We start from the raw sequence: 13,693 nt of genomic DNA, 5'->3' as shown, positions 1-13,693 counted from the left end.
GTCAGTCCTCCATCAGTAGCCAGTGACGCTTGGCCAGGCGAGTTCGATGCCCTGAGCAACCAGGCGGTCCTGGAACTCGGCGAGTAGAGCAGGGGTGTTGCGGACTGCCCGCGGGGCGGTGCCGCGGTCGAGGCAGAACGCCGCGAGCGCGCCGGCGGACTCGCCGATGTTCCATTCGACGGGATGCAGCCGGTAGCAGCCGTTGGTGATGTGCGTGGTGCCGAGGTTCTTGTTCGCGGGCAGCAGGTTCTCCACCCGCTGCGGGATGAGTGCGCCGAGCGGGATCCGGAACGGACTGCTGGCCACGTCGATGTAGTTGTCGCCACCGGTCGAGGGGTGCAGGTCGATCCGGTACATGCCGATGCCGACGCTGTCGTCGTACTCGACCGCTCCCTGCTCACCGCGCACGGCAACGGAGAGGTCCTGCTCGACGATGGTGTACTCCGCCTTGATCCGCCGGGATTCGCGGATGTACGGCGCCTGGGCCAGACCGTCCGCGGAGCCGACGACGTCGCCCCGCAGCCGCAGCCCGGAGAAGCCGGTTCCGCCGTCGGGCCGCGGCGCTTCGGTCTGCAGCCAGTACAGAACCGATTGAGCGAGTTCGCGAGCCGCCGCGAGGTGCTTCGCGGCGTCCGGTACGTCGATGACCGGGCCCTCGAAGTAGTCGATCATCGGCCAGTTCACCAGGCAGATGTCGCTCTCGTACGCACCCGGGACGAAGTGCCGGCGGGCCGCGATCCGGCGGAACGTCCACAAGTTCGTGTCGCCGCCGGTCCGCCGCTGATCCGCCACCACCGCGAGCGGGTCGTCGTCGGGATTGGGAGTGAACGTGCGCCGCGAGCTCTCCAGCGTCCGTGGGTTGGGCGCGGTCCAGGACAGCAGCCGATCGCCCCAGAACGACGGCTGGTAGTTCCGCCAGAACGCGTAGTTCGCCGGCTTGTCCCCGACCATGTCGACCCCGTCCCCGTCCACGTGATCGACGGCGAAGCAGTACGACACCGCCTGCATGTTCAGCGGCTGCGCCTCGGCCGGGGCGCTCGGCTCGCCCGTCTCGGCCTGCGCCTCGAACCCGGTCACGTACTCGGTCCCGGTCAGAGGCAGCAGCTCACCCGTCTCGGTCGCATCGAGGATGTACGGCGCGGTGAGCGTCAACCGTTCCTCGGTGTCGCGATGCTGCACGGTGACCGCGGTGACCCGATCGCCGTCGGTGTCGGCGGCCACAGGCCGGTACGGCTGCAGCACCTGGAGCCGGCGACTGGCTCGGTAGGGGGCAAGCATGGCCTCGATGACGGCGAGCGCGACGCGAGGCTCGTGACAGAGCTTGGACACGTACCCGGCACCCGGATTGAGGTTGGCCGCGGCGCGCGACGCCGCGGTCAGCGGGTAGTGGCGGCGGTAGTAGTCACGGATCCCGTTGCGCAGCGTCCGGTACGACGCCGTGACGCCGAACTGTTCGACCCAGGTGTGTTCGTCCGGCGGGACGGCCTGGCTGGTCAGCTGTCCGCCGAGCCAGTCGAACTCCTCGGTCAGGATCACCGAGCGACCGGCACGTAGCGCGGCGAGAGCCGCGGCGACGCCGCCGAGTCCGCCGCCGATCACAAGTACATCGGTATGCATTCAGGCACCTTTGGGTGGAGTGAGTGTGATTCCGTCGGTCAGCTCGCAGGGGAGCAGCAGTTGCCGCTCGGTGGAGGTGCCGCTGAGGACCGCCTCCAGCAGTTCGACCGCGCGTACGCCCATGGCTCGCCGCGGGACGTGGAAGCCCGTGAAGTCCAGATCGCTGGCAGCAGGCCGCGTCGAGTCACCGAGCGCGATCACGGACAGGTCGCCCGGTACGTCGACTCCGCGCTCGGCCGCCGCGGCGTACAACGCGACCGCGTCGGCCCGCTCCTCGACGAACGCCGCGGTGATGCGCCGTTCCAGCAGGTCGTCGAGCAGCTCGCCCGGCGAACGATCGAGCGTCGGCACGTGCGGTGCACGCGGCCCCGCGGCCTCGCGAAAGCCTCGGAGCCGGTCAGCCGACGACTCGGCGCCGACGCCCAGCCCGACGAAGGCGATCCGCCGGTGGCCGAGCTCCCGCGCCCGTTCCGCGACTGTGCGCGTGGCGGTGCTGTAGTCGGCACCGACGTACGGCACCGGGGCGCCGGCGTCGTCGCGGCGGCCGACCGAGACGAACGGGTAGTCCTCGGCGATCAGCCGAGCCAGCTCGTCGGAAGGGATCTCGCGCCCGAGCAGCAGGCAGCCGTCGGCGATCCGGAGCCGGTTGTTCTCGTGGAAGATCCGCCGATGCCCGTCGGTCACCGGAGCGCTGGTGAACAGCAACAGGTCCCATCCGAGGCGCTCGGCGCGGTCCTCGATACCGGCCAGGAACGGGTGGTAGAAGTCGCCGCTCGCACTCGGGAACACCGACTCGTAGGTGAACACGCCGAGGATCTGATTGCGCTGGTTCGTCATCCGGCGGGCCAGCGGATCGGCCTGGTAGCCGGTCTCGCGGATCACCTTGAGCACGCGGTCCCGGGTCTCGGCCGGGATCCGCGCGATCGCGTCGCTGCGATTGTTCAGCACCAGCGACACCGTCGTCTGGCTGACCTTGGCCAGCCGCGCGATGTCGCGTTGGGTGAGTCGAGTGGTCGCCTTGTCCGGCATCGATCGATCCTTCACGGTAATACGGATTGCCGGGGACATTAGAACAGTCCCCGGACCGTCGTCAAGGGCTGGCTTCGGTTGCTAATCCGGATTACCAAAGCCGAGGCCTTGACCACGGTCGGTCCGGCACAGAAAACTCGCCGCAGTTCCGGTCGTCGTCCACGACGCCGTTCTCGCCATCCGCTGAAACTAGTTCAGGAGTTCAGTTATGGACGTCAAACGTCGTACTGTCCTACTCGGCGCCGCCGCCGGGCTTGCGCCCGGGATGATTTCGGCGCCGGCTCGTGCTGCCGGCCTTCCACTGCTGGCGAAGCTGCCGGCCGGACTGCCTGATCGACGGCTGTTCGCGGCCGGGGAACAGCGGTTCGCGGGGTACCTGGTGATCCTCGCGCCGATGACGAACGACATCGTCGACACGGACCCGTACGGCTTCATGGGCGGCGGATGGTGGCGGACGCCGTCGCAGCCGTTCAACTCGCGGGTCCAGGAACACGTTTTCACCCTGAGCTGGTTCTACGCGAACAAGCGCGCGTGGAACCCGTACTACCGCGACAGCGCCCTGCTCGGCCGACTCGACGCAGCGCTGCAGCACTACCTGGGGCTGCAGAACCCGGACGGCTCGTGGCCCGAGTACTCCCCGGGTGAGCGCGGCAAAGCGTCCAGCGGTTTCGGCATCGGCTACCTCGCCAAGACTCTGGCGAACCTTCGCCAGGCGAATGTGTTGCCGAGCCGGAGGACCCAGCTGGAAGGCGTCCTCCGCAAGGGGGTCGACTGGTACCTGGACCCGGGCAACTCGGTCGTCTGGGACGACCCGTTCAAGTACACCAACCAGGCCGTCGCCGGTGTCGCCGGCTCGGCGCTCACCCTCCGTCTGTTGCCCGACCAGGCCCGCTGGACCAAGCTGCAGGACCGCATCCGCTTCGTCGCGAAATGGGCGCAGAGCCCGGCCGGATTCTTCTACGATCCGCGCGGGATGGACATCAACTACAACTTCGAGGTCATGCTCCCGGAGATGGCCGAGCTCTACCTGCAGACCAAGAACCCGCTGCTGGTCTCGATGACGCGCAAGTTCTCCGACTGGTTCGGCTACAACCTGCTCCGCGAACCGGACGACTCCGGCTGGCTGACGTACTACGCCGTCTCCGACCGGACCTCGGTCGCGTTCTACGACGACATCATCCCGGACCCGGACCGGAGCATCCTCGGATCACACTTCGTCCCCGCCGTACCGGACTTCGGAGCCTTCTTCACGTCCCGCGAGGACAAGGCGGCGACCCGGCAGGCCTGGGCCGCCGACCCCGCTCCGGTGCCTGCGCTCGCCAAGCAGGACACGTCGCCGCGCATCATCGCGCACGCGCCGTACGGCGAGACGCTGCCGACCCGGACCGCCAAGCACGCCGCGATCGCGAACCTCCCGTACCTGCGCCGCGACGACTTCACCGAGCGGCGCCACGACGTCTACGGCAACCAGGACTACCTCTACGTACGGCGTCCTGGCCTGTACCTCGGCGCCTTCTTCGGCGAGCGGCAGGGCAGCGCGGTCAGGGCCGGGACCGGATTCCTCTGGCACCCGACGGCCGGCACCGTGATCCACGCGCAGCAGACCGCGACCGGCTGCTGGGGCACAGTCCGCGACGGCAAGTCCGATGCCGAGAGCAACCTGATCGCGGAGTACCCGTCGAAGGATCGCGTCCGCTACCGCACGCCCGACGGCTCGGTGTCGACCGAGCTCGTGATCGGCTCGCAGTCGGTCAGCCGCCGGGTGACCGCGGCGAGTGCCGCGACCGAACAGGTCCCGCTGGTGCTCCAACCGGGCGACGAGGTGGTCTTCTCGGACGGGACAGTCGTGCCGTACGGCGAGACGCGGACGGCCACTGCCGACGGCATCGTGATCCGCCGCGGACGTGCGACGATCACGATCACCTGGTCGGGACGGTGTACGGCGACGCTCAGCACCTCGTCGCGGACCTATCTGCGCGACCAGCGCCGCCGGATCCACGTACTGCGGATTCCGCACGACGGTTCGCTCGAGACCGTCGTGCGGACAGCCGGGTAGCAGCTCACACCGACCGGCCAGCTCGAGGCGCGTGTCGTCGGTGAGCCGGTGTCAGGAGGTGCGCAGCCTCAGGATCTGGCGGCCTGGGGTGCGGCCGGTCAGGTAGACGCGGAGGCCGTCCGGGGTGAGGCTGCCGCCCAGGTAGGTGTAGCGCTCGCCCGGGTCCATGGCGACGCGGGCGGCGCCGTTTCCGGGGCCGAACTCGATCCGATCCGCGCCGACCGTGTAGGTCCCGGTCCCGGACGCCAGCTGGTAGTTGCCCGCAGCATCCAATGCGTCGACGCCGGAAAGCGTTCCGCCGGCGCGGAAACACAGCTCGATCGCGTACGCCGTCTCGTCGCCGGCGAACTCGAACACCAGGTCGTAGCCGCCGCCGACCTCGGTCACCGTGACCTCGGTCGTCAGCGTCCGGTACTGCTTCGGTCGGTGCCCGAAATCCATCGCCGCGTAGAAACGGCCGTCCGGGGTGAGCGCGTACTGGCCGTCCGAGCGGCGATAGCGCTTGGGGAGCGGCAGGTGGTACGGAACCTTGACCTCTTGGGACAGACGGAACGAGTTCTCGCCAAGCCTGCGGAGCCCATTGCTGCGGAAATGTCCGGTGCTGAAGAACTGTGGCGACAGGCGAACCGAGTCGAGGATCGCCGCGCCGTTGCGGAGCTTGAAGAAGGTCGGATTGGTGGAGAGGCCCGACGAGATCACCGGGAGGTCGTGGAAGTCGGTGCCGCCGAACACTGTCGCGGTCCGGGCCTCCCGCCGGATCCGGACCGACGCCTGCGACGGGTAGTGCTGCACGAAGTCCGTCGGAGCCGGTGCTGCCGTCGGAAGGACAGCGGACAGCTCGGGCCGCTCCAGCACCTCCGCCAGGAAATCGCCGAGCTCACCCGTGCCGTGCGCCTCGATGCTCTTGGCAATGGTCGTGAACCGCCCGTCGTGCGTGTGCAAAGCCAGCTCGCGGAACTGCGTCAGGTACCACCAGACCTCGCGTACGCCCTTCTGGTCCTGCCGCCGGGACGCGGTCGTGTCGACCTCGCCGTTCGGCTCGAGCAAGTACAGCGTCACGTCGAGGTTCCGCCGTACGTAATCCAGCAGTGCCGGCTTGTGGCGCAGCCACGCGATCGTCAGCAGGCACGGGTTCGTGACCTCGGCGGCGTACGTCGAACTCCGCTCGCTGTAGATCCCGTCCGGGGTCGCGTCGATGCCCTCGTCGAGCCAGTCGTCGATCCGCGCCGCGTACCGCCGGTCCGGGAACAGGTGGTTCGCCCGTGCCAGCGCCGCGGACACCTCCCACCGGTGGTTCGGCGTGTGTACGCCGCCACTCGCCAACGCGGGCCCGGCCTTCTTGATCACCGAGGCCAGCGTCGCGCGCATCGAAACGGTTTCCGCAGCGGCGTCCGCGTCGAGCAACGCGTAGAGCATGCAGACGTCCTGGATCGCGAAGGCGCTGTCCGGCGGCGAGTGCAGGTTGCCGACGTCGTACAGGCCGTCCTCGTGCTGGCGTGCGGCGAGCTGGTCGACCAGCCAGCCGAGCGGACCGAGGAGCGTGGCGTCGTGGTGGTACGACGACCTTCCCCAGACATAGCCGGAAACCAGCCGGCGGGCTTTGCGAGCCACGGTCCGGACGCTGTCGGAAACGTTCTGAAAGTTGCCGAGCACGAGCGGAATCTGTTTCCGGTTCGCCTCGGTCAGCAGGGTCAGGAAGTCCTCGTCCACAGCTGCCACCTCAGCACGAGCCGTGGTCGGATGCAGCGCGCCGAGCGCAACGGTGGTCAGCGAACCGGTGAGAAACGTACGTCGCAGCATCGCGATCTCCCGTCGGTAAACGGTTGCCAAATGTTCAGAACTGTCGCCGTGGAACTTTGTCCTGTCAATACCTCGCAGCCGGTCCGGATCCGGTCGTTTCCTACATCGATGAACCCTTGCGTAAACCGGTTTCTCGTACTAGTTTGACCGGCCAAGGCAAGCGCTTTCCAGAGAGGCGGTGACCATGAGTGCGCTGGGCGAGCTGGGCAGTCTCCGGGGGAAGAAAGCGGTAGGTCAGAAGAAGGACAACCTCGCGGGCTACCTGTTCCTGGCGCCGTGGTTGCTGGGGCTGTTCCTGATCACGATCGGCCCGATGGTGGCCTCGCTGTACCTGTCCTTCACGGACTACAACCTGATCCAGGCGCCGAAGTGGATCGGCCTGGAGAACTTCAGCCGGATGTTGTCCGACGAGCGGCTGCACAACTCGCTCCGGGTGACGTTCACCTACGTCTTCGTCTCGGTGCCGCTGCAGTTGGGGATCGCCCTGCTGCTGGCCGTCGTACTCGACCGCGGCGTCCGCGGGATGGCGTTCTACCGCTCGGTGTTCTACCTGCCCTCGCTGCTCGGCTCGAGTGTCGCGATCGCGATCCTTTGGCGGCAGGTGTTCGGGACCACCGGCCTGCTCAACCAGGTCCTCGACGTGATCGGCATCCACGGCAAGGGCTGGATCTCCGACCCGAGCACGGCGCTCGGCACCCTCGTCGTACTGAACGTGTGGACGTTCGGATCGCCGATGGTGATCTTCCTCGCCGGACTCAGACAGATCCCCACGATGTACTACGAGGCGGCGTCGGTCGACGGCGCCGGCGTACTGCGGCGGTTCGTCAGCATCACGCTGCCGCTGCTGACGCCGATCATCTTCTTCAACCTGGTGCTGCAGATCATCCACGCGTTCCAGTCGTTCACCCAGGCGTTCGTCGTCTCCGGGGGCAGCGGCGGACCGTCGGACTCGACGATGTTCTTCACGCTGTACCTCTACGACCGGGGCTTCGGGAACTTCGACATGGGCTACGCCTCCGCGATGGCGTGGTTCCTGCTCGTGATCATCGGGGTCTTCACCGCCGCGAACTTCTTCGCCTCGAAGTACTGGGTGTTCTATGACGACTGAAACGCTTCGCACCACAGTCGCCGCCGGGCGTTCCGGCGTCATCACCTGGGCGCGGATCCGGCCGCTGGTGATCCACGTGCTGCTGGCCGGCTCGGCGCTGGTGATGCTGTACCCGGTGATCTGGATGGTGGTCAGTTCGCTGCGACCGGGCAACGAGATCTTCCGCGATCCCGGGATCCTGGTGAAGGACCTGCGGATCGAGAACTACCGGATCGGCTGGCACGCGCTGACCGAGCCGTTCACCCGCTACCTGCTGAACTCCGCGGTCGTTGTGCTCGGCTCGATCCTCGGCAACCTGGTGTCCTGCTCGATGGCGGCGTACGCGTTCGCCCGGCTGGAGTTCAGGGGCAAGAAGTTCTGGTTCGCGATCATGCTGCTGAGCATCATGCTGCCGATCCACGTGGTGATCGTGCCGCAGTACATCCTGTTCTCGCACCTGGGCTGGATCAACACGGTGCTGCCGCTGATCGTGCCGAAGCTGCTCGCCACGGACGCGTTCTTCGTGTTCCTGATGGTGCAGTTCATCCGCGGTATCCCGCGCGAGCTGGACGAGGCCGCCCGGATCGACGGCTGCGGCAAGGCCTCGATCTTCCTGAGGATCATCCTCCCGCTGATGGTGCCGGCGCTGGCCACCACGACGATCTTCACGTTCATCTGGACCTGGAACGACTTCTTCAGCCAGCTGATCTACCTGACCGACCCGCACATGTACACCGTTCCGGTCGCACTGCGGTCGTTCGTCGACGCCACGTCGGAATCGTCGTGGGGGTCGATGTTCGCGATGTCGGTCGTTTCCCTGGTCCCCGTCTTCCTCGCATTCCTGGTCGGCCAGCGATTCCTGATCAAGGGCATCGCGACCACCGGTATCAAGTAACCCCTGAAAGGTGCACATCATGAGGCCGCACATCCCACGCACCGCGGGCCGCCGCCTGCGCGCCCTGGCCGCCGTGGCGGTCGCCACCACCTTGCTGGCCGCGAGCGGCTGTGGCGGTGATTCCGGCGGCGGTGGATCGTCCGCCGGCGGCGGCGGTGACGTCACGCTCCGATTCACCTGGTGGGGTGGCGATACCCGCACGAAGCTGACCCAGCAGGCGATCGACGCGTTCCAGAAGGACCACCCGAACATCAAGATCAAGGGCGAGTTCGGCGAGTGGTCCGGGTACTGGGACAAGCTCGCCACCAAGGTCGCGGCGAACGACGCCCCGGACATCATCCAGATGGACGAGAAGTACCTGCGCGAGTACGCCGACCGCGGCGCGCTGCAGGACCTGAAGAAGTCCGAGGGTCTCGACACCAGCAAGTTCGAGGACGACACGCTCAAGGCCGGTGAGTTCGACGGCGGTCTGTACGGCCTGAACGCCGGTATCAACTCGTTCGCGATCGTGGCCAACCCGGCGCTGTTCAAAGCAGCGGGTGTCGCCATGCCCGACGACACCACCTGGACCTGGGACGACTATACCCGGATCGCTGCCGAGCTCACCACCAAGCTGAACGGCAAGGCGTTCGGCACCGGTGCACCCGGCACGAACGAGGCCGCACTGAACCTGTGGGCCCGCCAGCACGGCGAGTCGCTGTGGACCCAGGACGGCAAGGTCGGCGTCTCCCCGGAGCAGGTGACGGCGTTCTACCAGCAGGTGCTGAAGATGAGGGATGCGAAGGCCATCCCGTCGGCGGAAGCCATCTCGCAGGACATGAACGCCGCACTCGACCAGTCCGCGATGGCCACCGGCAAGCTGGCGATGACCTGGATGTGGAGCAACCAGCTCAACGCCATGAGCAAGGCGGCCGGCACGGAGCTCAAGTTGCTCCGCGTCCCGAGCGTCGAAGGCAAGGCCAGCGCGAACGGCTCGTACTACAAGGGATCCATGTTCTGGTCGATCTCGTCGCGGAGCAAGCACCAGAAGGAAGCGGTCGAGTTCGTCAACTTCCTCGCCAACAACACCGCGGCCGGCAACATCCTGCTCGCCGAGCGGGGCGTGCCGCCGAACACCGAGATCCGCGCCGAGGTGACGCCGAAGCTGCAGCCTGCCGACGCCGCGTCCGCCAAGTTCATCCAGGACATCGGCAAGGAGCTCGGCGACCCGTCGCCGGCGCCGCCGGTCGGCGGCGGTCAGGTGGAGAAGATCATCCAGCGGTACACGACCGAGGTACTGTTCGGCCGGCAGACGCCGGACGCGGCCGCCAAGGCGTTCCTGGACGAGGTCAACGGGGAGCTCAAATAGTGTTGCTGACGGCAACTGGTTGTCGATGACGGTGGCTCGCGTGGCCGTGGTGGGAATCCACGGCCACGGAGCCTCCCACGTACGCAACGTCGCCCGGCTGGCGGAGGCCGGCCGGGCCGAGCTGGTCGCGGTCGCCGATCCGCAAGGCGCCGACGACCTGCCCGCGAGCGTCCAGGTCTTCAGCGGCCTGGACGAGTTGCTCGCGACAACCGAGGTCGACGTGGTGGTGATCTGTACGCCGATCCAGACCCACGTCCCGCTGGCGGAGCTGGCGATGCGCGCGGGCGCCGACGTACTGCTGGAGAAACCGCCGACGGCGTCGATGGCCGAGTTCGAGCAGTTGTCCGCGGTGGTGGCCGAGACCGGGCGGGCGTGTCAGGTGGGCTTCCAGGCGCAGGCGTCGGAGGCCACGCTGAAGCTGGCGGCGATGGTCGCCGAAGGACAGCTCGGCGAGATCCGGGGCATCAGCGCGGTGGGGAAGTGGGTGCGCAAGGCCCGGTACTTCCAGCGCGCGCGGTGGTCCGGCAAACGGCGGCTCGACGGTGTCGATGTCGTCGACGGCGCGGTGACGAACCCGCTCGCCCACGCCACCGCGGCAGCCCTGCTGCTGGACGGTTCGACCGGTGTGGACGACGTACGGTCGATCGAGACCGAGTTGTACCGCGCGAACCCGATCGAGTCCGATGACACCTCCGCGGTGCGGATCACGACCAGCCGCGGTACGCCGATCTTGATCGCGGTGACGTTGTGCGCCGTCGATCATCTCGAGGCGACCGTGATCGTGCACGGGTCGGAGGGGCGCGCGGTCCTGACGTACCAGTCGGACCTGATCGGTGACACGAAGTACGGCAGAGCTGATCTCTTGGAGAACCTGCTCGCGCATCGGGCGGATCCGTCGGTCCCGTTGTACGTGCCGCTGGAGGCGACGGGTGGGTTCACCCGCGTGGTCGAGGCCGTGCGGACGGCGCCGGACCCGGTGGCGATCCCGCCCGAGCTGGTGCGCTGGGAAGGCGAAGGGCTGGAGCGCCGGCCGATCGTTCTCGACGTCGAGGACTGGATCGACCGTGCTTCGGACGAGCTGGCCCTGTTCAGCGAGATCGGGGCGCCGTGGACGAGACCAGGGGAACGAAAGAGCTGACCCCGCAGAACCTCGGCTGCCAAGTCCTGGCCGCTCAAGCCCAAAGGCCCTAGCCACATCAACCCCACCCCGGCCCCGCGCCACCTCGCCGCGCGACCCCCGCCCCCCCGCCGCGGCGCCACCTCCGCCGTATCGCATTTGCCTGGCCCACCCACCAATTTGGCTGGTTGACCCACGCGATGGGGGGTTCTCCACCCGTAACCAGGGTGGCGAACCCCCAAGTTGGTGGGTCAACCAGGCAAATGGCGGTCGCTCTAGCGGGGGAGGGTGAGGGTGAAGGTGGTGTTGCCTGGGGTTGAGGTGAGGGTGAGGGTGCCGTTGTGGGCTTGGGTTATGGATTGGGCTAGGGAGAGGCCTAGGCCGGTGCCGCCGGTGGATCGGTTGCGGGCGGTGTCGGCTCGGGTGAAGCGCTGGAAGACGTTGGGGAGCAGGTCGGCAGGGATGCCGGGGCCGTCGTCGTGGATGGTGAGCAGGGCGGAGCGCTCGCTGCTGGTGGCCGCGACGGTGACCGTGGTGCCGGGCGGGGTGTGCCGGCGGGCGTTGGTGAGCAGGTTGGCGACGACCTGATGCAGGCGCTGCTCGTCGCCGATCACGATGATCGGTTCGGCCGGCAGGTCGAGCTCCCAATGGTGGCCGGGGGCAACGATTCGCGCGTCGGTGACCGCGTCGAGGGCGAGCCGGGACAGGTCGACCGGGCGACTGTCGAGCGGCCGGCCGGCGTCCAGCCGCGCGAGGAGCAGGAGGTCCTCGACCAGTGACGCCATCCGGGTGGTCTCGACCATCACCTTGCCCATCGCGTGCGTGAACAGTTCGGGATCGCTCTGGTGCAGGCTCAGCTGGGCGTAGCCGTGGATCGTGGTCAGCGGCGTACGCAGCTCGTGCGAGGCGTCCGCGACGAACTGCCGGACCTGCTGCTCGCTGCGATGCCGCGCATCGAGGGCGTTCTCCATGTGCCCGAGCAGCGTGTTCAGTGCGACCGCGACCTGGCCGACCTCGGTCCGTTCGTCCGTGAGCTGATCCGGCACCCGTGCGGTCATCCCGATCTCGCCGGTGTCGAGCGGCAGACCGGCCACCTCGCGGGCGGTCTGCGCGACCCGGCGCAGTGGCCGCAGTTGACGCCGTACGACGAACACCGCGACGCCGCCCGCGGTGAGTACGCCGATCCCGCCGAAGAGCGCCTCCCACCCGATCAGGCTGTTGATCGTGTTCTGGATGTCCTTGGTCGGGAGCCCGGTGATCACGGTGAACTGCCCGACGCTCGTTGCGTGCACGCGGTACTCGCCGAGGTCCGGGAGGTCGACCGTCTTGTTCTGACCGTCGGCCAGATCGTCGAGTACGTCGACCGCCTGGTCGGACAGCTCGCTGAGCTTGCCGTCGGCGGTGATCACTTCGCCGACAGCCGTGGAAGATCCCGTGTAGACCGTCACCGTGCCGGCGTCCTGCCCGTGCGGGGCGTCCGGTGGCGGGCCGCCGTTCTTGAGCGCACCGACCGCGCGGCCCTGGGTGGCGGCGACCTTTCCGTCCAGTTGCCTGGTCAGGTACGAGCCGATCGCGGCGGTCGTCAGCACGCCGATCACGAGACTCACCACCGCGACCAGCGCCACCATCGCCGCCGCGACCCGCACACTCAACGAACGCGCCGCGACCTTCATGCACCCAGCATGTGCGGCCGGCCCTGAGGGTTCCTTCGTGTTTCCTGGGACGTTCCTGTGAGCGTCAGAGAAGTACGGCGGCCGCCGCGCGCAGCCCGTCGAGCTCGGCCGCGGCCCAACCCTCGTCACGCGACTCGGCGCCGCGCCAGCGCGGCTTGTCGACGAGGTGGAAGTACAGGTTGAAGATTCTGCCGGCGACCTGCAGGTACGGGATCGCCGCCTCGTCCTCGGACGTGATCGGCCGGCGAGCGGCGTACCCGGCCTTGAACGCATCCCAGTGCGGTGTCGTCGCGACGCCGCCGAAATCCGCCGCCAACGGCCCCACCGCGGCGAGATCGAAATCGAGCAGCAGAAGTCCCTGCTCGGTCAACAAAACATTGTCCATCGTGACGTCGCCGTGGCAGGTTCCTGCCTTTGAGTACTGCGCGAGGTTGTTCCGTACAGCACCCGCAAGAGACCGGAGCAGGTTTTCCTCCGTGCTGTCGACCACGAGGATTTCTTCGAGCGGCCGGTCGAGCCGGTGAACGAGATCTGCCGGCGGCCGATAGTACGGCGACGTGTAGTTGTCGGCGGCATCGTGAAATGCGGCGAGTTGCCGGCCGAAGTCGGCGTACACCTCGTCGGTGAACGGCGGTCGCGGCTTGGTGCCCTCGACGTACCCGAGCAGGGTGAACGGACGGGGACCCTCGGGTGTCTCGAGGAGTCCGACGGTGTCCCCGTCGGGCAGCGGAACGACCATTGGAGCGAGTACGCCGGATGCGCGCAGATGCTCCGAAAGCCCTGTCTCCCAACGGATTTCGTCCGGTCCGCGGCCGTCGTACCGATAGAGCTTGAGGACGTACCGCGCGTTGTCGGTGGCCAGCTCGTAGACGTCGTTCACCAGCGAACGGAGCAGGGTGCAACTGGTGAAGCCGAGGCGGTAACGCGTGCCGAGCTCCGCGGCCAGGGCCTCGGGGTCGGGGAGTGAGCGGAGCGTCGGGATCATGGCGCCGACCCTACGAATCTCGGAGCCGACCCCACAACGCGTTTGAATTGGCAGGTTAGAACCGGGGCCGGAGTGGGGAGGTTCGA

Annotated in this window: 10 protein-coding genes; 5 read left to right on the top strand and 5 right to left on the bottom strand. The window is 67.7% G+C overall.

The window, feature by feature from the left end; all coding sequences use genetic code 11:
* Positions 1 to 12: 12 nt before the first annotated feature.
* Positions 13 to 1,617: an FAD-dependent oxidoreductase gene (locus EV651_RS35530; protein WP_133789641.1), complete on the bottom strand. Its 1,605-nt coding sequence runs from the start codon at positions 1,615 to 1,617 to the stop codon at positions 13 to 15.
* Entirely contained in the window at positions 1,618 to 2,646 is a 1,029-nt protein-coding gene (locus tag EV651_RS35525) for a LacI family DNA-binding transcriptional regulator (RefSeq protein WP_133789640.1), read from the bottom strand.
* 208 nt (positions 2,647 to 2,854) lie between these two features.
* Between EV651_RS35525 and EV651_RS35520 the strand changes: the two genes are divergently transcribed.
* Positions 2,855 to 4,702 carry a hypothetical protein gene (locus tag EV651_RS35520; RefSeq protein ID WP_133789639.1) on the top strand — a complete coding sequence of 616 codons (1,848 nt, stop codon included), beginning with the start codon at positions 2,855 to 2,857 and terminating at the stop codon, positions 4,700 to 4,702.
* A gap of 51 nt (positions 4,703 to 4,753) precedes the next feature.
* Here EV651_RS35520 and EV651_RS35515 read toward each other — a convergent pair whose 3' ends face one another.
* Complete coding sequence (locus EV651_RS35515) at positions 4,754 to 6,502, bottom strand: hypothetical protein (RefSeq protein ID WP_133789638.1); 1,749 nt, start codon at positions 6,500 to 6,502, stop codon at positions 4,754 to 4,756.
* A gap of 184 nt (positions 6,503 to 6,686) precedes the next feature.
* Between EV651_RS35515 and EV651_RS35510 the strand changes: the two genes are divergently transcribed.
* The 4 genes from EV651_RS35510 to EV651_RS35495 are packed head-to-tail and all read left to right on the top strand — an operon-like array spanning position 6,687 to position 10,970.
* Positions 6,687 to 7,610, top strand: coding sequence for a carbohydrate ABC transporter permease (locus tag EV651_RS35510; protein ID WP_133789637.1), 924 nt, complete (start codon positions 6,687 to 6,689; stop codon positions 7,608 to 7,610).
* Positions 7,600 to 8,484 carry a carbohydrate ABC transporter permease gene (locus EV651_RS35505; protein ID WP_133789636.1) on the top strand — a complete coding sequence of 295 codons (885 nt, stop codon included), beginning with the start codon at positions 7,600 to 7,602 and terminating at the stop codon, positions 8,482 to 8,484. Before EV651_RS35510 ends, EV651_RS35505 begins: the two co-directional genes overlap by 11 nt.
* A 19-nt stretch (positions 8,485 to 8,503) precedes the next feature.
* A complete protein-coding gene (locus tag EV651_RS35500; RefSeq protein ID WP_166658897.1) occupies positions 8,504 to 9,832 on the top strand; it encodes an ABC transporter substrate-binding protein in 1,329 nt (442 codons plus the stop codon).
* A gap of 40 nt (positions 9,833 to 9,872) precedes the next feature.
* Positions 9,873 to 10,970, top strand: a complete 1,098-nt coding sequence (locus EV651_RS35495; protein WP_238157401.1) for a Gfo/Idh/MocA family protein — start codon at positions 9,873 to 9,875, stop codon at positions 10,968 to 10,970.
* 254 nt (positions 10,971 to 11,224) lie between these two features.
* Here EV651_RS35495 and EV651_RS35490 read toward each other — a convergent pair whose 3' ends face one another.
* Positions 11,225 to 12,622 carry a HAMP domain-containing sensor histidine kinase gene (locus tag EV651_RS35490; RefSeq protein WP_133789634.1) on the bottom strand — a complete coding sequence of 466 codons (1,398 nt, stop codon included), beginning with the start codon at positions 12,620 to 12,622 and terminating at the stop codon, positions 11,225 to 11,227.
* 64 nt (positions 12,623 to 12,686) lie between these two features.
* The gene (locus EV651_RS35485; protein ID WP_133789633.1) at positions 12,687 to 13,607 is read right to left on the bottom strand and encodes a phosphotransferase enzyme family protein; all 921 of its coding nucleotides are present in this window, start codon (positions 13,605 to 13,607) and stop codon (positions 12,687 to 12,689) included.
* Positions 13,608 to 13,693 lie beyond the last annotated feature (86 nt).

This window comes from Kribbella sp. VKM Ac-2571, assembly GCF_004362255.1.
GTDB lineage: Bacteria > Actinomycetota > Actinomycetes > Propionibacteriales > Kribbellaceae > Kribbella > Kribbella pratensis.
Note: the sequence above shows the minus strand (reverse complement) of the source record. Positions and strands in the feature narration are given on the sequence as shown.